This is a genomic window from Cellulomonas sp. PSBB021, from assembly GCF_002240455.1.
Taxonomy (GTDB): domain Bacteria; phylum Actinomycetota; class Actinomycetes; order Actinomycetales; family Cellulomonadaceae; genus Cellulomonas; species Cellulomonas uda.
Genome location: NZ_CP021430.1, coordinates 1,925,078 through 1,945,754, shown reverse-complemented (window position 1 = coordinate 1,945,754; position 20,677 = coordinate 1,925,078). Strand labels below are relative to the sequence as shown.

Sequence of the window (20,677 nt, the reverse complement as noted above, 5' to 3'; positions counted from 1 at the left end):
CCCGGTCACCGGCTCGCTCACGCCTGTCGCAGGACGTCCTTGGCGGCCACCCGCGCGACGCGGTTGACCTGCGCCTTCGTCATCGCCCCGGCGGGCAGGGCGCGCGCGATCGCCTCGGCCAGCAGCTTGACGTCGACGACGCCCTTGGCCGCGGCCTGCGCGTTCGCGTTGGTGCGGCGCAGCAGCGCGTAGGTGTCGACGCGCTCGAGCTCCCTGTTCTTGTACCCCCAGACCGCACGGGCGATCTCGTCGACGGTCGGCATGTCGTCCTCCTCGGGGACCGGGCCCGACTTCTGTTCGGTGACGCGTCCGACGAACGCGCGGACGTCCGCCAGGGTGGTGCCCCTGGCGAGCTCGAAGTGCATCGCGTCGCGCCGCCCGCGGGGGAAGTCCAGCCCCCAGACGAACAGCCCGCCGGCGTCGCGCAGGACGTCCCGCACCGCGCGCTCCTGCGCGGCCGAGAAGCCGGACACGTACGGGGTGCCCCGCGGCTGGTGGAGCTCGAACGGGTGCCTCGCCCCGTTGACGTCCACGGCGGTCCCGGAGATGTGGTTGGAGCCCGCGGCGCCGCCCACCTGCGTGTTGAACGCCCTCGAGCGCCAGCCGTTGACCACGGCGACCTTCTCGACCCGCTCGTGCAGCTGCTCCAGGAGCCAGACGAACGCGCGGGCGACGTCGCCGTCGCGCACGGTGGCGCCGTTCGCGTCGTCGCCGACGACGATGCGCGTGACGCTCGACTCGCGGGCGTCGGACCACCCGTTCATCGTGACCATGTCGCCTCCTGACCGCTGGGCGCGGGACCAGTCGTGGGGCGTCGCGGGTCGGGGCTCGCGGCAGCGTACGTGGGACAAGGTGCCGTGCGGGGTCCGTCCTGATACGCCGACGAGGTCGTCCCGCCGGTGAGGCAGGATCGTCCCGGACGACCGCGGGAGGCCCGCGCGCCGAGGAAGGACTGCTGTGCTCACGATCGCGACCGTCAACGTCAACGGCATCCGGGCGGCGTTCCGCCGCGGGATGGGCGAGTGGCTCGACACGCGCAAGCCGGACGTGCTGCTGCTGCAGGAGGTGCGCGCCACCGACGAGATCCTCGCCGACCACCTGTCTCCCGGCGAGTGGCACCTCGCGCACGAGGCGTCGGTGACGAAGGGGCGCTCGGGCGTCGCGATCGCGACGCGCCTGCCGATGACGGCGGTGCGCGTCGGGCTCGGCACCGGTGTCCCCGGGGACTGCGGTCGGTGGGTCGAGGCCGACCTCGAGGTCGACGCGCACGACGGGCAGGGGCCGCGCACGCTCACGGTCGTCTCGGCGTACATCCACTCCGGCACGCTCGGCACACCGTCGATGGACGAGAAGTACGCGTTCCTCGAGGTGGTGACCGCGCGCCTCGCGGAGCTCGCGCAGGCGGGCCGGATGGTGGTGGTGGCGGGGGACGTGAACATCGCACACCGCGAGGCCGACATCAAGAACTGGAAGGGCAACCTCAAGTCGGCCGGGTTCCTGCCGCAGGAGCGCGCCTACCTGGACCGCTGGCTCGACGGCCTGGGCTGGCGCGACCTGGGCCGCGAGCTCGGCGGCGAGGGCCCCGGGCCGTTCACGTGGTGGTCGTGGCGCGGCAAGGCGTTCGACAACGACGCGGGCTGGCGGATCGACTACCAGCTCGCGACGCCCGCGCTCGCGGACCGCGCGGTCGCCGCGACGGTCGACCGTGCCGCGACGTACGACGCGCGGTTCTCCGACCACGCGCCGCTCGTCGTCGAGTACGACCTGTAGGCGGGTCAGCCGGGCGGCGTGCCGTGCACGGGCGCCGGCGGCAGGTCGCGGGAGCGCAGCAGCGGGGAGACGACGACGGGCAGCGTCGCGACGAGGCCGATGCCGGCGGCGACCCACAGCGTCGTCAGGACGCTCGTCGTGTGCCCGAGCCACCCGCCGAGGAGGCTGCCGAGCGGCATCGAGCCCCACACGAGGAACCGCACGGACGCGTTCATGCTCGTCGGGCGTTCGGCGAGGATCACGGGGTGAGCTCTTCGGCGGCGGCGAGCATCCGTGGATGTCCGACGAGCAGGGGAAGGGCTCAGGCGACGAAGGCCGGGGCTCGCAGGCCCTCGCGCGCGAACGCCGCGGCGACCGCGTCCGCGACGGTGACCAGCGCGTCCGCCTCGACCAGCGCGATGGCGGAGCCGCCGAACCCGCCGCCCGTCATGCGTGCACCGAGCGCGCCCGCGGCCCGGGCGGCTTCCACCGCGACGTCGAGCTCGCGGCACGACACCTCGTAGTCGTCGCGCAGCGAGGCGTGCGACGCGTCGAGGAGGGGACCGGTGTCACGCAGACGGCCCGCGTCGAGGAGGGCGACGAACTCGCGGACGCGCGCGATCTCGGTCAGCACGTGCCGTACCCGGCGCGCACGGAGCTCGCCGTCGGGCGTCCCGTCGTCGAGCGCCACGATCGCGTGCTCGGCATCCCCCGGGGCGTCGGTGAGCTCGCGCAGCGTGGCCACGCCGAGCAGCCGCGCGGCCTCGTCGCACGTCGCCCGACGCGCCGCGTACTGCCCGTCGACGAGCGCGTGCTCGGCGCGCGTGTCGATCACGAGGAGGGCGAGGCCCTCGGCGGCCGGGTCGAACGGCACGTGCCGGACCGACTGGTCGCGGCAGTCGAGCAGCAGCGCGTGGCCCGGCTCGGCACGCAGCGCCGCGGCCTGGTCCATGCCGCCCGTGGGTGCACCGGCGATCTCGTTCTCGGCGCGTACGCAGTCCGCGGCGAGCGCGGCGCGGTCCTGCGCGAGCGCGTTCACCGCGTCGAGCGCGAGCGCGACGGAGCAGGACAGCGCGGCAGAGGACGAGAGCCCGGAGCCGACGGGCACGCACGAGTCGATCGCGACGTCGAAGCCCGCCACCGGCAGCCCGCGCTCGCGCAGCGCCCACGCGACGCCCGCGACGTACGCGGTCCAGCCGGCGACGGCACCGGGGGCGACCGACGCGAGCTCGAGCGCGGTCACGACGCTCGCGTCCCACGCGGAGGCCATGCGCGCCGTGCCGTCGCCGCGGCGGCGCACGGCCGCGAACGTACGGTGCGCGAGCGCGACCGGCAGGCACAGGCCGCCGTTGTAGTCGGTGTGCTCGCCGATGAGGTTGACGCGTCCGGGTGCCGACCACACGCCGTCAGGCGCGACACCGAACGCGGTGTCGAACACCGCACGGGCGCGCTCCTCGCCCGTCCCCGCGTCCCACGCGGGCACCCACGTGGTCATGCGAGCTCCTGCAGCCGCGCCGCGATGCGCTCGGGCGTCGTGTCGCTGACCCAGGCCGCGACGCCGGACTCGACGCCCGCGAGGTACTTGAGCTTGCCGGGGGCGCGCAGCACCGAGAACACCTGTAGCGACAGGCGCCAGTCGTCACGTCCCTGCCGCGCGGGCGCCTGGTGCCAGCCCGAGATGTACGGCAGCGGGACCGCGGTGTCGTCGTCGACGAAGAACAGGTCGAGGCGCCGCAGCAGCTCGAGGTAGGTGGTCGCCAGGTCGGCGCGCTCGGCGTCGTCGAGGGCTGGCAGGTCGGGGACGTCCCGGCGGGGGACCAGGTGCACCTCGACGGGCCAGCGCGCCGCGAACGGCACGTACGCGACCCAGTGCTCGGACTCGAGGACGACGCGCGTGGCGTGCCGCAGCTCCGCGTCCAGCACGTCGCGGCCCAGCAGGCGGCCGGTGCGCGCGCGGTGCTCGCTCGCGGCCGCGAGCATGGTCGCGGTGCGGGGCGCGAGGTAGGGCAGCGCGTAGATCTGCCCGTGCGGATGGTGCAGCGTGACGCCGATCTCCTTGCCGCGGTTCTCGAACGCGAAGACCTGCTCGACGCCCTCGGTCGCGTTGAGCGCCGCGGTGCGGTGCGCCCACGCCTCGATGACCGTGCGCATCCGGCGCGGGCCGACTGTCCGCAGCGACGCGGTCGGGTCCGCCGAGAAGCACACGACCTCGCAGCGGCCCACCGCGGGGCGCGTCTGCCACAGCGGCTCGTCGTCGCGCAGCGTCACCTCGTCGAGCACTCCGGGCACGCGCAGCAGCGACGGGAAGCGGTTCTCGAACACGACGACGTCGTAGTCCTCCGCGGGGATCTCGCCGTCCTGGTACGCGGCGCCGGGCCGGGCGGGTGCGAGCGGGTTCGCGTCCGCGGGTGGCAGGAACGTGCGGTTCATGCGGTGCGCCGCCATCGCGACCCACTCGCCCGTGAGCGGGTCGCGCCGCAGCTCGGGGCCGGTGGGCACGACGCCGTCCGCGTCGGGCGCGAACCGGTCCGGCAGCGGGCGCGGGTCGTCCAGCCGGCGTGTCGCCGCGCCCGAGACGTAGGGCTCGGAGTCGTCGAAGTAGAGCAGCTCGCGGCCGTCGGCGAGCGTGGTGCTCGTGACGCGCACGCCGGCGCTCGCGGTGGGGGTGCCTGCGGGCGTGGCCGTGGTCGTGCTCGTGCGGGTGGTCATGCGTCGTCTCCCACGTGCGGAGGAAGGGTGCCGGGGGCACCCGCGGGGGGTCCGGCGGGATCGTCGCCGACGACGACCGTCTGCAGGCGGTCGGTGAGCAGGCGGCGGGCCGCGGCGGGGGCCTCGTCGTCCATCACGACGAGGTCGACCTCCTCGAGGTCGGCGATCTTCGCGAGACCGACCGTGCCCCACTTGGTGTGGTCCGCCAGCACGGTGGTCGCGGCCGCGCAGCCCATGAGCGCGCGGTCGGTCGCGGCCTCGGCGAGGTTCGGCGTGGTGAGGCCGGACTCGTCGAGCCCGTGCACCCCGAGGAACGCGCGGTCGACGCGCAGGAGAGCGAGCACGGCGTCGGCGACGCGTCCGACGAGCGCGTCGGACGGGGTGCGCACGCCGCCCGTGAGGACGACCTCGAGGTCACGCGGTGCGACGGCCCGGTGCAGGACGTCGGCGATGCGCAGGCCGTTGGTGACGACCGTGAACGGGCGCAGCGCGGCGTCCTGCGCGACGAGCTCGGCGAGCCGGTAGGTGGTCGAGCCGGCGGACAGCGCGACGGTCTGGCCGGGCTCGAGGTCCGCGTGCGCGGCGCGCGCGATCGCGGTCTTCTGCGGCCCGGCGTGCTCGACCTTGACCTCGAAGCCGGGCTCGTCTGACGCCCGCGTGCCCTCCGGCGCCACGGCCCCGCCGTGCACGCGGCGCACGAGGCCGGCGCGCGCGAGCTCGGCGATGTCCCGCCGGATCGTCATGTCCGAGACGCCGAGGTCGTCCACGAGGTCGGACACGCGTGCGGCACCGTGCGCGCGCACGGCCGCGAGGATCAGCTCTTGTCGTTGGGTCGCCAGCACTCGAACATCGTCGCACATGACCCAACAGAAACAAACACCCGGACGGGTGGGTCCGTCAGCGTCCCGCGGGGGAGAGGCCGAGCGAGCGCCCCGCGAGCCCGCGCTGACGGGTGCCCAGGGTGCGGGCGACCTGCCGCAGCGCGACCGCCGCGGGCGAGTCCGGGTGGCTCAGCACCACCGGCTCGCCCACGTCACCGCCCTCGCGCAGCGTCACGTCGATCGGCACCTGGCCCAGCACGGGCACGGTCCCGCCCGTGAGCTGCGTCAGGCGCGCCGCGACGTGCTCGCCGCCGCCCGAGCCGAACAGCTCGAGCCGCGAGCCGTCCGGCTGCTCGAGCCAGGACATGTTCTCCACCACGCCCACGACCTGCTGACGGGTCTGCACCGCGACCGAACCCGCGCGCTCGGCGACCTCCGCGGCCGCCGCCTGCGGCGTCGTCACGACGACGATCTGCGAGCCCGGCAGCAGCTGGGCGACCGAGATCGCGATGTCACCCGTCCCCGGCGGCAGGTCCAGCAGCAGCACGTCCAGGTCGCCCCAGAACACGTCCGCGAGGAACTGCTGCAGCGCACGGTGCAGCATCGGCCCGCGCCACACCACGGGCTGGCCCGGCGGCACGAACATCCCGATCGAGACGACCTTGACGTCGTGCGCCACCGGCGGCAGGAGCATGTCGTCGACCTTCGTCGGCGGCCGGTCCACGCCCAGCATGCGCGGGATCGAGAAGCCGTAGATGTCGGCGTCGACCACGCCGACCCGCAGGCCGTCCGCCGCCATCGCGACCGCGAGGTTCGCCGTCACGGACGACTTGCCCACGCCGCCCTTGCCGGACGCGATCGCGAACACCTTCGTGAGCGACGTGGCCTGCGCGAACGGGATCGTCGGCTCCGCGTCCGTGCCGCGCAGCAGGCGACGCAGGTCCGCGCGCTGCTCGGCGGTCATGACGCCCAGCTCGACGGCCACCTCGTCAACCCCGTCGACCCGTGCGACCGCGGCGGAGACGTCCCGCGTCAGGGTCTCCTTGAGCGGACAGCCGGGGGTCGTCAGGTCGATGCCGACGACGACGCGCGCGCCGCCCGTCGCGGTGGGTGCGCCGAGGTCGACCGAGCGGACCATGCCGAGCTCGGTGATCGGGCGGCGGATCTCGGGGTCCTGGACCGTGGCGAGCGCGGAGCGCACGGCGTCGAGGAGCGCGGCGTCGGTGGCGGGAGTCGGGGGCACGGCGACCATGCTAGGTCGGCCGCGGCGCGCCCCGTCCGGGCCGTCCGGCCCGGGCCCCGCCCGGCTCGGCGTCCTCGGCGTCGTCCTCCTCCGGCTGGGCCAGGAGCTCCTCGAGGAGGTTGCGCAGCTCGGAGCGCACGAAGTCGCGCGTCGCGACGTCACCCAGCGCGATGCGCAGCGCGGCGACCTCGCGCGCGAGGAACTCGGTGTCCGCGAGGTTGCGCTCGGCGCGCTGCCGGTCCTGCTCGGCCTGCACGCGGTCGCGGTCCGTCTGCCGGTTCTGCGCGAGCAGGATGAGCGGTGCGGCGTAGGACGCCTGGAGCGACAGCATGAGCGTCAGGACGGTGAAGCCGTTCGCGGAGCTGTCGAACCGCGGGCGGTCCGGGCCCCAGTCGGCGTTCCAGGTGAGCCACGCGGCGCAGAAGATCGTCAGCCAGAAGATGAACGACGGCGTGCCGAGGAACCGCGCGATGCTCTCCGACGCGCGCCCGGCGGCGTCCTGGTCCGCGTTCGGGCGCGGCAGCGACAGGCGTCGCCGCGACTCGCGCGGCTGGTCGAGGCGCTCAGCCACGACCGACCACCGGTCGGGCCGGGCGGGCGGGGGTGGTGCGCAGGGCGTGCTCCTCGTCGTCCTGCTCGCGCCAGTCCTCGGGCAGCAGGTGGTCGAGCACGTCGTCGACCGACACCGCGCCGAGCAGGCGCTTGTCGGCGTCGACCACCGGGAGCGCGAGCAGGTTGTACGTCGCGAGCTGGCGGGTCACGGCGATGAGCGGCTTGCCGGCCTCGACTGGCTCGATGTCGGTGTCGACGATCGACCCGATCGCCTCGTGCGGGGGTTCGCGGAGCATGCGCTGCAGGTGCACGACGCCGATGTAGCGCCCGGTGGGCGTCTCGAGCGGCGGGCGCGCGACGAACACCATCGACGCGAGCGCGGGCGTCAGGTCCTGGCGGCGCACGTGCGCGAGCGCCGCGGCGATCGGGGTCTCGGGGCCCAGGATCACCGGCTCGGTGGTCATGAGGCCACCCGCGGTGTTGTCCTCGTACGCGAGCAGGCGCCGGACGTCTCGGGCCTCCTCGGGCTCCATGAGCTCGAGGAGCTCGGCCGCCTGCTCGTCGGGCAGCTCGCCCAGCAGGTCCGCCGCGTCGTCGGGCTCCATGGCCTCGAGGACGTCGGCGGCGCGGCCCATCTCCAGGCCCTGGAGGATCGCGACCTGGTCGTCCTCGGGCAGCTCCTCGAGGACGTCCGCGAGCCGGTCGTTGTCGAGGGCCGAGGCGACCTCGAGCCGGCGCGTGGTGCCCAGGTCGTGCAGCACGTCCGCCAGGTCCGCGGGCTTGAGGTCCTCGTACTGCGCGAGCAGCAGCTCGGCGCCCTGCTGGCCGGCGGCGCGGGCGAGGCCGGTGACCTCGCCCATCGAGACGAGCTGCGTCTCGCCGCGGCGGCGCAGCAGGCCGCGGTGGCCGGGGACGACCCGCCGCACGAAGAGCTTGGTGACCACCCAGTCGTTGTTGCGCTGCAGCTCGATCGCGACGTCCTCGATCGTCGCCGACCCGCTGCCGTCCGCCAGGTCGACCGTGCGGTCGAGCAGCTCGCTCACGACGAGGGTCTCGAACGCGCGCTGCTCGAAGCGCCGCATGTTCACCAGGCCGGTCGAGATGACCTGGCCCGGGTCCATCGCGGTGACGCGCGTCAGGGGCAGGAACACGCGGCGCTTGCCGGGGACCTCGACGACGAGCCCGACCGCGCGCGGTGCGCCCTTGGGGCGCACGAGCACGACGACGTCGCGCACGCGCCCGACCTGGTCACCGAGGGGGTCGAAGACCGTGGTACCGGCCAGGCGCGCGACGAAGACCCGGGTGCCCACGCTGCTCACGCGGTCAGCCTAGACGCCGGGGCACCGGGCGGGGTCGTGGACACGTTTCACCACATCACTTACCGATCGGTCAGCAGGTGTGGTTTGCTCCGGTGTGTCCGGTCGAGCTCAACGGAGAGGATCACCGTGCACCACCACGCCACCGCACCAGCAGGACGCGTCCGCCGACGCGCGGCGCTCGCCGCGGGTGTCAGCCTCGTCGTCGCCGCGCTCGTCGCGGCCCCCGCCGCCGCGGGCGCCCGTCCCGGCCCACCCGGTCCCACGCGTCCCGACCCCACGCGTCCCGACCTCGGCGCGAACGTCGTCGTGCTCGACCCGAGCATGCCGGTCGCCCAGGTCCAGGCCGCGTTCGACGAGGTCCACGCCCGCCAGGTCGACGCCGAGATGGGCACGGGCCGCGCCAGCCTGCTGCTCCTGCCCGGCGAGTACGGGACCGCCGAGCAGCCGCTGCACGTCCGCGTCGGCTACTACACCGAGGTCGCGGGCCTCGGGGCGTCGCCGGGGGACGTCGTCGTGCACGGCACGATCGAGACGTACAACCGCTGCCTGTCCGACGACCCCGCGAACCCGAACTGCCTCGCGCTCGTGAACTTCTGGCGCACGCTGTCCAACCTCACGCTCGACATCGACGTCACCGGCCAGGACGGCTGCCGCTCGACGGCGAACTTCTGGGCCGTCTCGCAGGCCGTGTCCGTGCGCCGCCTGGACGTGCGCGCCGACCCCGGCGACCCCGCGTTCTCGCTCATGGACTACTGCACCGCCGGTCCCCAGTACGCGAGCGGCGGGTTCATCGCCGACTCGCGGTTCGGCGACGTCGTCAACGGCTCCCAGCAGCAGTGGCTCACACGCGACAGCGAGGTGCGCTCGTGGTCCAACGCGGTGTGGAACCAGGTCTTCGCGGGCGTCGAGGGCGCACCCGACGACGCGACGTTCCCCGACCCGCCGTACACGACCCTCGACACCACGCCGGTGAGCCGCGAGAAGCCCTACCTGTACGTCGACGCGCGCGGCGCGTGGCAGGTCCGCGTGCCGTCGGTGGCGCGCGGCAGCCGCGGCGTCACGTGGGCCGACGGGACGACACCCGGCCGGTCGGTCCCGCTGCGCGACTTCTACGTCGCCCGTCCCGGCGACGACGCCGCCCGTCTCGACCGCGAGCTCGCGCGCGGCAAGCACCTGCTGCTCACCCCCGGGCTCTACGACGTCGCGCGCACGATCACCGTGCGACGCCCCGGCACGGTCGTGCTCGGCCTCGGGCACGCGACGCTCACCTCGGTGCGCGGCGCCGTCCCGCTGGTGGTCGCCGACGTGCCGGGCGTGGTCGTCGCGGGCCTGACCGTCGACGCCGGTCCGACGAGGTCGCCTGCCCTGCTGCGGGTCGCCGGCACGCACCACGGCCCGCACGCCGCCGCCGCGAGCCGGCGCGACCCGATCACCCTGTCCGACGTGTACTTCCGCGTCGGCGGGCCGCACCGCGGCAGCACGGACGTCGCGCTGCAGGTCGACGCCGACCACGTGCTCGTCGACCACACCTGGGTCTGGCGGGCCGACCACGGCGTCGAGGGGTTCACCGAGGGCGTCAACGGCGACACCGACCGCTGGCGCACCAACATCGGCCGCACGGGCGTCGTCGTGAACGGCGACGACGTCACCGCCACCGGCCTGTTCGTCGAGCACTTCCAGCGCCACAACCTCGTCTGGAACGGCGAGCGCGGGCGCGTCGTGATGTTCCAGAACGAGCTGCCCTACGACCCGCCGACGCAGGCCGACTGGACGAAGCCCGACGGCACGCCCGGCTGGGCGGGCTACAAGGTCGGCGACCGGGTGCGCACGCACGAGGTGTGGGGTGCGGGCGTGTACGTGTTCAACCAGAACAACCCGTCGGTCGTCACCGAGCGTGGGTTCGAGGTGCCGCGCCGCCCGGGCGTACGCCTGCACCACGTGATGACCGTCAACCTCAGCGCCGGCACCGTGCGGCACGTCGTCAACGACACCGGCGCGCAGGTGGACGCCACGAACACCGGGACGCCCGCGTTCGTCGCGCAGTACCCCTGAGCGCTCGGGACCGGCCCCGGCGCTCCCGCGGCCCGGCACGCACGCGCTCGCGCGTCGCGTGCCGGGCCGACGGGCGCGCCTGGCGCACTGCCAGGTCGGCGGGGGAGGATCGGGCCATGGCGTTCACCGGTCAGTCCCGCATCCCGCGCACCCCGACCCCCCCGCAGGGCGAGACCGTCGCGCGGTACGACACGTACGCGCAGGCCCAGAAGGCCGTCGACCTGCTCGCCGACAAGGCGTTCCCCGTGCAGATGGTCACGATCGTCGGCGCCGACCTGCAGATGGTCGAGCGCGTCACCGGGCGGCTGTCCTACCCGCGTGCCGCGTCCGGCGGTTTCGTCTCCGGGGCGTGGTTCGGCCTGTTCGTGGGCATCCTGCTGTCGCTGTTCTCCGAGCCCGGCGGCACGAGCCCGTTCCTGCCCGCGATCCTCATCGGCGGGGCGTTCGGCCTGATGTTCTCCGTGCTGACCTACTCGCTCACGCGCGGGCGGCGCGACTTCACGTCCGCGAGCCAGATCGTCGCCGCGTCCTACGCGGTGCTGTGCCACGCGGAGAAGGCGAACCAGGCGCGTCAGCTCCTCGGCGAGGTGGGCGGCGTCGTGTCCGGTTGGCCCCCGCGCCCGGTCCAGCCCGCGCAGGTGGACCAGCCCGTGCCGGCCGACCAGCCCGCGCCCGTCGACCGGCCGGCGCCCGCCGAGCAGCCGCCCGCCGCGTCCGGCGAGGCCGGTCCGACGACGACCGGCCCCGCCGCGTAGCGCGTCAGCGCCCGAGCAGCCCCGCCATCCACGCCTCGACCGCGTCGGGGTCGCGCGGCAGCGCCGCCGAGAGGTTCTCGTTGCCGTCCGCGGTGATCAGCACGTCGTCCTCGATGCGCACGCCGATGCCCCGGTACTCCTCCGGGATCAGCAGGTCGTCGGACTTGAAGTACAGGCCCGGCTCGATCGTGAACACCATGCCCGGCTCGAGCACCCCGTCGAGGTAGAGCTCGGCGCGTGCCTGGGCGCAGTCGTGCACGTCGAGGCCCAGGTGGTGGCTGGTGCCGTGCACCATCCAGCGGCGGTGGTGCTGGTTGTCGGGGTGCAGCGACTGCGCGGCGGGCACCGGCAGCAGGCCCCACTCGTCGAGACGTGCGGCGATGACCTCCATCGCCGCCGCGTGCACGTCGCGGAACCGGGCTCCCGGCACGGCCGCGGCGAACGCGGCGTCGGCCGCGTCGAGGACCGCCTGGTAGACGCGGCGCTGGACCTCGGTGAACACGCCGTCGACCGGGAGCGTGCGCGTGAGGTCCGCGGTGTAGAGCGAGTCGACCTCGACGCCCGCGTCGAGCAGCAGCAGCTCGCCCGCGCGGACCTGCCCGTCGTTGTCGATCCAGTGCAGCGTGGTCGCGTGCTCGCCGGCGGCGGCGATCGTCTCGTAGCCGACCGCGTTGCCCTCCTGGCGCGCGTGCCCGACGAACGTGCCCTCCACCACGCGCTCGCCGCGCGCGTGGGCCTGCGCCGCGGGCAGCGCGCGCACGACCTTCTCGAACCCCTCGATCGTGGTCGCGACCGCGAGGCGCATCTGCTCGACCTCGTGGGCGTCCTTGACGAGCCGCAGCTCGGACAGCGCCTCGACCAGGTGCTCGTCGCGGTCCTCCTGCTCGGCCACCCGCTCGGCCTCCTGCCGACGGATCTCCTCGACGACCGCCTCGACGGCCGGGTCCACCTCGGGGACGACGAGCAGCTGCACGCCACCGGACCCGACGTCCTTGGCGAGCGCGTCGCGCAGGTCGTCGAGGTGCCGGGTGCTGATGCCCGTGAGCGTCTCCACGTCCTCGAGCGTGGGACGCGCGCCCACCCAGAACTCGCCGTAGCGCGAGTCCGAGAAGAACTCGGTGGTGTCCCGGCCCGCGAGCGGGCGCAGGTACAGCACCGCGTGGTGACCGCTGCCGTCGTCGCCCGTGCCGTCGGCCACGGGGTGCAGGACGAGCACCGCGTCGGGCTCCTGCTCGACACCGAGCCCGGTGAGGTGCGCGAACGCGGAGTGCGGGCGGAACCGGTAGTCCGTGTCGTTCGAGCGCACCTTGAACGTGCCGGCGGGCACGACGAGCCGGCGGCCCGGGAACTTGCCGGACAGCGCGCTGCGCCGCGCGGACGTGAAGTCCGCCGCGGGACCGCGGGTCACCCCGGACGCGGGGCGCGGCGCCCAGCCGGACGTCACGAACTCCAGGAACGCCGCCGACCCCGGCCGCTGCGAACGGTTCGCGCCGCGCTCCTCGACCGGCTGGCCCTCCTGCCAGCCCGGGGCGCCCGGACCGGCGCCCGCGGGAGCCGTCGTCGTCGCGTCGGTGGCTGCGGTGTCGTCGCTCATCCGACCATCTTCCCACCGCGTGCCCGGGACCCGTCCGGCGCCCGGCGCGCGAGGCGCCGACCGGGCTCGATACGGTTCCGGGGTGCGCATCGACCTGCACGCCCACTCGTCGGCGTCCGACGGCACGCAGAGCCCGGCCGAGCTCGTCGCCGCGGCCGCGCGCGCCGGGCTCGACGTGCTCGCGCTCACCGACCACGACACGACCGTCGGCTGGGCGCGCGCCGCGCGCGCCGCGCGCGAGCACGGCATCGCGCTCGTGCGCGGCACCGAGGTGTCCGCCCGGTGGCGCGGCGTGAGCGTCCACCTGCTGTCCTACCTGCAGGACCCGGACCACCCCGCGCTCGTCGCCGAGCTCGAGGCCACGCGGCACGCGCGCGTCACACGCGCCGAGCGCATGGTCGAGCTCCTCGCGGCGGACGTGCCGATCACCTGGGCGGACGTGCTCGCGCAGGCCGGTGACGCCGTGACCGTCGGGCGCCCGCACGTGGCGGACGCGCTCGTCGCCAACGGGGTCGTCCCGGACCGGGGCACGGCGTTCGCCCACCTGCTGCGCGCCGACGGGCCGTACCACGTGCCCCACTACGCGCCCGCCGCCGCGGACGCGGTCCGCGCGATCGTCGCCGCCGGTGGCGTCGCGGTCTTCGCGCACCCGGGCGCCGACGCGCGCGGCCGCATCGTGCCGGACGAGACGTTCGACGAGCTGGCTGCCGCCGGCCTCGCCGGCCTCGAGGTCGACCACCGCGACCACTCTCCCGCGCAGCGCGAGCGGCTGCGCGCGATCGCCGACCGGCTCGGTCTGCTCGTCACCGGCGGCAGCGACTACCACGGTGCGGGGAAGGCCAACGAGCTGGGGGAGAATCTCACCCGGCCGGAGATCCTGGCCGTGATCGAGGAACGAGGCACGAGTGAGGTGGTCCGGTGACCCCGGCGCAGCGACCGGTACGAGCGGCCCGGCGGCCGACATGAGCGCACGCGCGCACGCGCGCACCAGCGACGGCGTGAGCGGGGTGCGCCCGTGACCGAGGTCTTCGACCCGCGCCTGTTCGCGTCGGTCTTCATCACGCTGTTCGTCATCATGGACCCGCCTGGGACCGTGCCGATCTTCCTCGGCCTCACGGGCGCCATGACGCGCAAGCAGCGCAACAGGGCCGCGTGGCAGGCCGTCGCCGTCGCGCTCGGCGTGATCGTGTCGTTCGCGATCTTCGGCCAGTCGATCCTGTCGTACATGCACATCTCGCTCGCGGCGCTGCAGGCGTCCGGCGGGCTCCTGCTCCTGCTCATCGCGATGGAGCTGCTCACCGGCAAGATGGAGGAGCAGCAGGCGTCACCGAACGCCAAGGTCAACGTCGCGCTCGTGCCTCTCGGCACACCGCTGCTCGCGGGTCCCGGCGCGATCGTCGCGACGATGGTCTTCGTCAAGCAGGCCGACGGCACCGTGGGGGACTGGACGGCGATCGCGCTCGCGGTCGTCGCGGTGCACGTGTCCCTCTACCTCGCGATGCGGTTCGCCAACGTGATCCACCGCGTGCTCAAGGACTCGGGCACCATCCTCGTCACCCGCATCGCGGGTCTGCTGCTCGCCGCGATCGCGGTCCAGCTCATCGCCGACGCGGTGGTCGCGTTCGTGCAGGACGCGTCCTGACCGTTCCCGGCCCGCCGCGCACCGCCTGACGACGCGCGAAGGCCCCCGCGCCGTGGAGCGCGGGGGCCTTCGTTCGTCTGCGCGGCCGGCCGGCCGGCGGTGCGCGGTCAGGCGCCGGCGGGCTCGCCTGCGCCGCTCGCGCCGGCGTCCGCGCCCGACTCGCCCGCGGGGCGGCCGCCGCGCGTACGACGACGGTTGCGCGAGCGACGTGCGCGCGGCTCGCCGCCCTCGTCGGACCGCGGGGTGCCGGCGGGTGCGGCAGCGGTGCCACCGGCCTCGCCCGCACGGTCGCCCGCACGGTTCTCGTTCGCGCCGGCCTCGCCGGCGCCCCGGCCGCGGCCGCCGCGACGACGACGGCGGGCGCCGTCACCCTCGCCGGCGGTGTCGCGGGCCGGACGCGCGTCGGACCGGCCGCGCGAGCCGTCCTGCCCGCCGCGCCCACCGGACGCGCCCTGGCGCGTGCGCTTGCCGGTCTCGCCCAGGTCCTCGATCGCCTCGGCGGCGAGACCCTCGCGCGTCTGCTTGTCCTTCGGCAGTCGACCCTTGACGCCCTCGGGGATGTCGAGGTCGGTGTACACGTGCGGCGAGCTCGAGTACGTCTCGACGGGCTCGGGCTCGCCGAGGCCGAGCGCCTTGTCGATCAGGCCCCAGCGCGGCATGTCGTCCCAGTCGACGAACGTGACGGCCGTGCCCTTGTTGCCCGCGCGGCCCGTGCGGCCCGTGCGGTGCAGGTACGTCTTCTCGTCCTCGGGGCACTGGTAGTTGATGACGTGCGTGACGTCCTCGACGTCGATGCCGCGCGCCGCGACGTCGGTCGCGACGAGCACGTCCACCTTGCCGTGACGGAACGCGCGCAGCGCCTGCTCACGCGCGCCCTGGCCCAGGTCGCCGTGCAGCGCGCCCGCGGCGAACCCGCGCTCGACGAGCTCGTCGGCGACCTTCGCGGCCGTGCGCTTGGTGCGCGCGAACACGATCGTCAGGCCGCGACCGCGCGCCTGCAGGATGCGGGCGAGCAGCTCGACCTTGTCCAGCGCGTGGGCGCGGTACGCCACCTGCTTGATGTTCTTGACGGTCTGGCTGCCGTCGTCGTCGGGGTCCTGCGCGCGGATGTGCGTCGGCTGCGACATGTAGCGGCGGGCCATCGCGACGACCGGGCCGGGCATGGTCGCCGAGAACAGCATCGTGTGGCGCGTCGCGGGCGTGGCCGCGAGCAGCGTCTCGACGTCCGGCAGGAAGCCCAGGTCGAGCATCTCGTCGGCCTCGTCGAGCACGACCGTGCGCACGTGGGACAGGTCGAGGTGGCGCTGCTTGAGCATGTCGATCATGCGGCCGGGCGTGCCGACGACCACGTCGACGCCCTTGTTCAGCGCGTCGATCTGCGGCTCGTACGCGCGCCCGCCGTAGACCTGCACGACGCGCACGTCCCGGCGTGCGGACGCGGTCGCGAGGTCGCCCGCGACCTGGACGGCGAGCTCACGCGTCGGGACGACGACGAGCGCCTGGGGCTTGCCCGGCGCGCGCAGCGCGTCGTAGCCCTCCTCGCCCGGCGCGACGATGCGGTGCAGGAGCGGGACGCCGAAGCCCAGCGTCTTGCCCGTGCCGGTCTTGGCCTGGCCGATGATGTCGTGGCCGGACAGCGCGACCGGCAGCGTCATCGCCTGGATGGGGAAGGGGCGGGTGATGCCCGCGTCGGCGAGCGCCTGGACGATCTCGGGCCGGACGTCGAAGTCGGCGAAGGAGGCGTCCACGGCCTGCACGGACGAGGCCGTGCTCACCAGGGGGCGGGTCGAGGGGGCTGCGAGGGCCGAGGCGTGCTCGCTGGTGGTCTCGTCGGGGGCGCCGAGGTCGTCGGCGGGCAGGTTCGTCTGCGTCTGGGTCACGTGTGCTCTTCGGTGCGGGTGGCGGCCGCGCGCCGTCCGGTCGGGCGCGCCGTGGGGACGGGTCGCGCGCGCCGGGCGCAGCGGGGCGCCACGGGTGGCCGGCAGCCGATCGCGGATTGTCGAGCTCGCGGTCTCCGCCTCGTCGCGGGGCGACAGGGGCGTGCGAGGGGGTCGTGGTCGACCGGGCAACCGATGTACCCGTCCAGGGTAGCCGACGAGCACCCCCCACCGGGCGGGCGTCGCCCGGTCGCGTGACCAGCGTCTCAGCCGCGGGGCGTCCGGGCGTTCTACGATCCTCGGATGAGCAACGCCGCGCCGACCCCGCCCGCAGGTCCGTCCTCGTCCTCGGCCAGGTCCTCGGCGCCGGCCGCCACGGCGGACGCCGTGGAGCTCCTGGGCCTGGTCGCCCAGCTCGAGCACACCGCGTTCGTCCGGCTCGCGGGGGACTGCGCGCTCGCCCCCGACGTCGAGCAGCGGCTCGCGCTGTCGCGGTTCGCCGCGGCGGCGGTGGAGCGGCGCGACCGCGTCCTCGCTCGCGTCGCGGAGCTCGGGGCCGACCCGGCGGCCAGCATGCGCCAGTTCGACGACGTGCTCACCGAGTTCGACGAGCGCACGCAGCCGAGCTCCTGGTGGGAGCGGCTGCTCAAGGCGTACGTCGGCTACGGCGTCGCGGACGACTTCTGCCGCATCGCCGCCCAGGGGCTCGACGAGCGCTCGCGCGCGGTCGTGCTCGAGGTGCTCGACGACGCGTCGCACGCCGAGCTCGCGGTGGCAGAGCTCGACGCCGCGGGATCGGGCGACGGCGTGCTGTCGTCGCGGCTCGCCCTGTGGGGCCGCCGCCTCGTCGGTGAGGCGCTCGGGACCGTCCAGCGGCTCATCACGCAGCGCCCGGCCCTGGAGCGGCTCGTGGCGGCCGCAGCCGCCGAGCCCGTCGGCGCGCCGAGCGACGGCGGCAACGCGTCGGCCGCCGGCACGACGACGCCCAACGCACCCGCCAAGGTGTTCGGCGAGCTCACCGCGCAGCACACGCGGCGCATGAGCCGCCTGGGCCTGACGGCCTGACGGCCTGACGGCCTGACGGCCGCCACGACGCCGCCGGGCCCGATGCCTGGCGGCGCCCGATGCCTGGTGGTCGCGTCAGTCCGGGCGCGGGCCCGTCAGATCGAGCCGAAGCCCACGCGCGGCTTGGCCTCGACGCCGACCTCGACGTACGCGAGCGACGCCGTGGGCACGATCACCCGGCGGCCCTTGCTGTCGGTGAGCTCGAGCGCGGGCTTGCCGGCGAGCGCCGCCGCGACGGCGGCCGACACCTCGTCGGAGGTCTGGTCGCTCTCCAGGACGATCTCCCGCGCCGCGTTCTGCACGCCGATCGTGATCTCCACGCCCGTCTCCCTCCGTCGCCACCACGTGCGCGACACGTCGCCGTGACCCGGTCGCCCGGACCCGGCCTGCTGGTCTCGCGACGATCCTAGGTGTACTCGGCCATCACGTTGGTGACAGGGCGTTGACGTGGGCGAGGGCCTCCGGCGTAGTGGAGATGTCTCGTCTTCACGATCCGGAGGCCCTCGTGGTTCACGCTAATGCGCGGCTGACGCCGCATGGGAGATGGTTGTTGGTGCAGCGGGTGCGGGTGCAGGGGCGCCCGGTCGCTCATGTCGCCCGCGAGCTGGGTGTCTCGCGCCAGTGCGCGCATCGGTGGGTGGCTCGTTTCGATGCGCAGGGCCGTGCCGGTCTGCAGGACCGGTCCTCGCGTCCGCGACGGTCACCGGCGGTGACCAGCCCTGAGCGGGTCGCACTCGTGCTCGCTGCGCGTGAGCGGTTGCGGCGCGGTCCGGACGAGCTCGCGCGGGCGACCGGAGTGCCGGCGCGGACCGTCTCGCGGATCCTGCGCCGCGCCCACGTGCCCTACCTGTGGCAGTGCGACCCGATCAGCGGTGAGCCGATCCGGGCGTCGAAGGTGACCGCGGTCCGCTACGAGCACGCGCACCCGGGTGACCTCGTGCACGTCGACGTCAAGAAGGTCGGGCGGATCCCGCAAGGCGGTGGGTGGAGAGCGCATGGGCGAGCCGGCACCCAGGCCGCGAAGAAGAAGCGCCCGCTGATCGGCTATGACTACGTCCACGCCGCCGTGGACGACTACTCACGAGTCGCCTACGCCGAGATCCTGCCGGACGAGAAAGGCGCGACCTGCGCGGGCTTCATCGACCGTGCCCTGACCCACTTCGCCGCGCTGGGCACACCCGTCAGAGCCGTCCTCACCGACAACCACTGGTCCTACGCACACGCCCACGAGGTCGCTGCGGTGCTCGCCGCGCACCAGACCGCGCACTGGTTCATCAAGGCCCACTGCCCCTGGCAGAACGGCAAGGTCGAACGATTCAACCGCACCCTCGCCAGCGAATGGGCCTACCGGCATCCATGGACCTCGAACGACCAGCGAACCACCGCCTTCACCACCTGGCTCAACGAGTACAACACTGAACGTCACCACCACGCCGTCGGCGCCGCCCCCGTCACCCGACTGTCACCAACGTGATGGCCGAGTACACCTAGGCGGCTGCCGCGCACGGTCACGCCGTGTCCGCGACCAGCGAAACCCTGCACCCCGTGGCGCCCGCGCGGCCGTCCCGCACCGGATCCGGGGCGCTACTCGTCGTACGAGAAGTCCGCCCGCACGAGGCCCTGGACGCCCGCCCACGCCAGCCGCGTCACGAGGTCGGCCGCGTGCTCGGACGCGCGCGGGTCGGCGACCTGCGCGCCCCGCAGCCGGTGCGTCGCGGCGCCCTGGGCGAGCGAGATCAGGGACACCGCGATCACGTCGCAGTCCGCGGGCGGCAGGCCGGTGACGGGCTCGAGCACGGCCGCGCACCGCTGCGCCGCGACCGACGACGCGTGCTCGACGCGCTTGCGCACGTCGGCGTCGCGCGTCACGTCCGACTCGAACAGCAGGCCCGACGACTCGCCCGCGACCTCGACGAACGTCATGTACGCGCGGACGATCGCCGCGATCACGGCCTGCCCGTCGCCGCGGCGCACGGGCCCCTGCTCGATGGGTGCCACGGCCTGCTCGACCGCCGCGATGAGGTCCGCCCCGCAGCGGTCCACGACCGCCAGGTACAGGTCGAGCTTCGACGGGAAGTGGCGGTACAGCACGGGCTTGCTCACCATCGCCCGGTCCGCGATGTCGTCCATCGAGACGTGGTGGAAGCCCTCGCTCGCGAAGAGCTCCTGGGCGATCTCGAGCACCTGCGCGCGCCGCTCGCCTCCCGACATCCGGACGGTGCGGGGTCGCGGCGTCAGCTCGCTCGGGGGCTCGGCCATGCCGCGAATGCTAGCCACCGAACGTTTCCGGGATGCGACGATGTCGGGGTGAGGCCGCCGCGAGTGCACCGGACGAGTGACCCGAGCGCGCCCGGACGCACGTCCGCGGGCGTCCGGGGGGCGGTCGTGCGCCGCGCTCGGGCACGCGCCGCGACCGTCGTCGTGGGGGCCCTGCTCGCGGGCGCGGGGACCGGGTGGGTGGTCGCCGGACCGCCGACGACGAGCGCGGCCGAGCCGGTCGCCCGGCCGCCCGCCGCGACGCTCGACGCGCTCGACGTCGCCGTGCGCGGGGGCGGTGCCGCCGCTCGCGGCGCGGCGGGTGACCGACCGCTCGTCGGCCCGTCGCGTCCCGCCGGGCCGGGCCCCACCTCCCCGGGCGTCCCGAGCACCGCGACCACCCGGGCCGCGAGCCCGGCCCCCACCGTGCCACCGGGGCTGACGGCGGCGGACGTCGCGGCGGGGCTGCTCGCGGCGGACGTGCCGGAGCACGCGTCGGGCGAGCTCGTCGTCGTCCCGGCCGCGCAGCGCGCGCATGCGGACGCGGCCGGCGGCACCGACCGGGTGCTGCGCGTCCGCGTCGAGGTCGAGAAGGGCCTGCCGGTCGACCCGGCGGTGTTCGCCGACTTCGTCATGACCACGCTCACCGACGGTCGCGGGTGGGGCGGTGACGGGTCGGTGGCCTTCGAGGTCACGGACGCGGAGCCGGACGTGCGCGTCGTGCTCGCGTCGCCGGACCTCGTCGACGAGATGTGCGCGCCGCTGCGCACGGCGGGTCAGGTCTCGTGCGGCCGCAACGGGCACGCGGCGCTGAACTTCCGGCGCTGGGTCGAGGCCGTCCAGGACTACGGCGACGACCGCACCTCGTACCGGCAGTACCTGGTCAACCACGAGGTCGGCCACCTCCTGGGCCGGCCGCACCGGCCCTGCACCGCCGCGGGGGCGGTCGCCGACGTGATGCAGCAGCAGTCGTACGCGGTCAAGCCGTGCCTGCCGAACGCCTGGCCGTTCCCGCAGGACTGACCGCGCCGGCCCGCCGCACG

The 20,677-nt window shown here is 74.7% G+C and carries 20 protein-coding genes; 8 read left to right on the top strand and 12 right to left on the bottom strand.

Annotated elements, in window-relative coordinates; translation table 11 throughout:
• Nucleotides 1-17: 17 nt before the first annotated feature.
• On the bottom strand, nucleotides 18-773 hold the full coding sequence (locus tag CBP52_RS08775; protein WP_141322239.1) for a D-Ala-D-Ala carboxypeptidase family metallohydrolase: 756 nt from the start codon (nucleotides 771-773) through the stop codon (nucleotides 18-20).
• Between the two features lie 184 nt (nucleotides 774-957).
• Between CBP52_RS08775 and CBP52_RS08770 the strand changes: the two genes are divergently transcribed.
• Nucleotides 958-1,770 carry an exodeoxyribonuclease III gene (locus CBP52_RS08770; RefSeq protein WP_094180619.1) on the top strand — a complete coding sequence of 271 codons (813 nt, stop codon included), beginning with the start codon at nucleotides 958-960 and terminating at the stop codon, nucleotides 1,768-1,770.
• Nucleotides 1,771-1,775: 5 nt separating this feature from the next.
• Here CBP52_RS08770 and CBP52_RS08765 read toward each other — a convergent pair whose 3' ends face one another.
• Genes CBP52_RS08765 through CBP52_RS08735 form a run of 7 tightly spaced genes read right to left on the bottom strand, consistent with a single transcriptional unit; the run spans nucleotide 1,776 to nucleotide 8,393 of the window.
• Complete coding sequence (locus CBP52_RS08765) at nucleotides 1,776-2,012, bottom strand: hypothetical protein (protein WP_198303423.1); 237 nt, start codon at nucleotides 2,010-2,012, stop codon at nucleotides 1,776-1,778.
• 59 nt (nucleotides 2,013-2,071) lie between these two features.
• On the bottom strand, nucleotides 2,072-3,244 hold the full coding sequence (galK, locus tag CBP52_RS08760) for a galactokinase (RefSeq protein ID WP_094180618.1): 1,173 nt from the start codon (nucleotides 3,242-3,244) through the stop codon (nucleotides 2,072-2,074).
• The gene (galT, locus tag CBP52_RS08755; RefSeq protein WP_232514415.1) at nucleotides 3,241-4,458 is read right to left on the bottom strand and encodes a galactose-1-phosphate uridylyltransferase; all 1,218 of its coding nucleotides are present in this window, start codon (nucleotides 4,456-4,458) and stop codon (nucleotides 3,241-3,243) included. The genes galK and galT overlap by 4 nt, the downstream gene beginning before the upstream one ends.
• On the bottom strand, nucleotides 4,455-5,300 hold the full coding sequence (locus CBP52_RS08750) for a DeoR/GlpR family DNA-binding transcription regulator (RefSeq protein WP_198303422.1): 846 nt from the start codon (nucleotides 5,298-5,300) through the stop codon (nucleotides 4,455-4,457). Before CBP52_RS08750 ends, galT begins: the two co-directional genes overlap by 4 nt.
• Nucleotides 5,301-5,355: 55 nt before the next feature.
• On the bottom strand, nucleotides 5,356-6,531 hold the full coding sequence (locus CBP52_RS08745) for an Mrp/NBP35 family ATP-binding protein (protein WP_094180616.1): 1,176 nt from the start codon (nucleotides 6,529-6,531) through the stop codon (nucleotides 5,356-5,358).
• 1 nt (nucleotide 6,532) lies between these two features.
• Nucleotides 6,533-7,093, bottom strand: coding sequence for a DUF1003 domain-containing protein (locus CBP52_RS08740; RefSeq protein WP_094180615.1), 561 nt, complete (start codon nucleotides 7,091-7,093; stop codon nucleotides 6,533-6,535).
• Nucleotides 7,086-8,393, bottom strand: coding sequence for a magnesium transporter MgtE N-terminal domain-containing protein (locus CBP52_RS08735; protein WP_094180614.1), 1,308 nt, complete (start codon nucleotides 8,391-8,393; stop codon nucleotides 7,086-7,088). Before CBP52_RS08735 ends, CBP52_RS08740 begins: the two co-directional genes overlap by 8 nt.
• A 126-nt stretch (nucleotides 8,394-8,519) precedes the next feature.
• On the opposite strand from CBP52_RS08735, the gene CBP52_RS08730 reads away from it, so the two are divergent.
• The gene (locus CBP52_RS08730) at nucleotides 8,520-10,445 is read left to right on the top strand and encodes an adenylyl cyclase (RefSeq protein WP_094180613.1); all 1,926 of its coding nucleotides are present in this window, start codon (nucleotides 8,520-8,522) and stop codon (nucleotides 10,443-10,445) included.
• Between the two features lie 116 nt (nucleotides 10,446-10,561).
• Nucleotides 10,562-11,200 (top strand): stage II sporulation protein M, encoded by a 639-nt coding sequence (locus CBP52_RS08725; protein ID WP_232514414.1) that lies wholly within the window; start codon nucleotides 10,562-10,564, stop codon nucleotides 11,198-11,200.
• A 4-nt stretch (nucleotides 11,201-11,204) separates the two neighbouring features.
• Here the strand turns inward: CBP52_RS08725 and CBP52_RS08720 are convergent, their stop codons facing one another.
• A complete protein-coding gene (locus CBP52_RS08720) occupies nucleotides 11,205-12,794 on the bottom strand; it encodes an aminopeptidase P family protein (RefSeq protein ID WP_094180612.1) in 1,590 nt (529 codons plus the stop codon).
• A gap of 82 nt (nucleotides 12,795-12,876) precedes the next feature.
• Here CBP52_RS08720 and CBP52_RS08715 point away from each other — a divergent pair, with 82 nt between their 5' ends.
• Both CBP52_RS08715 and CBP52_RS08710 read left to right on the top strand, forming a co-directional pair.
• A complete protein-coding gene (locus CBP52_RS08715) occupies nucleotides 12,877-13,716 on the top strand; it encodes a PHP domain-containing protein (RefSeq protein ID WP_094180611.1) in 840 nt (279 codons plus the stop codon).
• A 93-nt stretch (nucleotides 13,717-13,809) separates the two neighbouring features.
• Entirely contained in the window at nucleotides 13,810-14,436 is a 627-nt protein-coding gene (locus CBP52_RS08710; RefSeq protein ID WP_094180610.1) for a MarC family protein, read from the top strand.
• Nucleotides 14,437-14,543: 107 nt separating this feature from the next.
• On the opposite strand, the gene CBP52_RS08705 is transcribed toward CBP52_RS08710, so the two are convergent.
• On the bottom strand, nucleotides 14,544-16,316 hold the full coding sequence (locus CBP52_RS08705) for a DEAD/DEAH box helicase (protein ID WP_232514413.1): 1,773 nt from the start codon (nucleotides 16,314-16,316) through the stop codon (nucleotides 14,544-14,546).
• Nucleotides 16,317-16,616: 300 nt separating this feature from the next.
• Between CBP52_RS08705 and CBP52_RS08700 the strand changes: the two genes are divergently transcribed.
• The gene (locus CBP52_RS08700; RefSeq protein ID WP_094180609.1) at nucleotides 16,617-17,378 is read left to right on the top strand and encodes a ferritin-like fold-containing protein; all 762 of its coding nucleotides are present in this window, start codon (nucleotides 16,617-16,619) and stop codon (nucleotides 17,376-17,378) included.
• Nucleotides 17,379-17,473: 95 nt separating this feature from the next.
• On the opposite strand, the gene CBP52_RS08695 is transcribed toward CBP52_RS08700, so the two are convergent.
• Complete coding sequence (locus tag CBP52_RS08695) at nucleotides 17,474-17,698, bottom strand: DUF3107 domain-containing protein (RefSeq protein ID WP_094180608.1); 225 nt, start codon at nucleotides 17,696-17,698, stop codon at nucleotides 17,474-17,476.
• Between the two features lie 185 nt (nucleotides 17,699-17,883).
• On the opposite strand from CBP52_RS08695, the gene CBP52_RS08690 reads away from it, so the two are divergent.
• A complete protein-coding gene (locus CBP52_RS08690; protein WP_157732448.1) occupies nucleotides 17,884-18,852 on the top strand; it encodes an IS481 family transposase in 969 nt (322 codons plus the stop codon).
• Between the two features lie 110 nt (nucleotides 18,853-18,962).
• On the opposite strand, the gene CBP52_RS08685 is transcribed toward CBP52_RS08690, so the two are convergent.
• Complete coding sequence (locus tag CBP52_RS08685) at nucleotides 18,963-19,637, bottom strand: TetR/AcrR family transcriptional regulator (protein WP_094180607.1); 675 nt, start codon at nucleotides 19,635-19,637, stop codon at nucleotides 18,963-18,965.
• A gap of 126 nt (nucleotides 19,638-19,763) precedes the next feature.
• On the opposite strand from CBP52_RS08685, the gene CBP52_RS08680 reads away from it, so the two are divergent.
• Nucleotides 19,764-20,657: a DUF3152 domain-containing protein gene (locus tag CBP52_RS08680; RefSeq protein WP_232514412.1), complete on the top strand. Its 894-nt coding sequence runs from the start codon at nucleotides 19,764-19,766 to the stop codon at nucleotides 20,655-20,657.
• Nucleotides 20,658-20,677 lie beyond the last annotated feature (20 nt).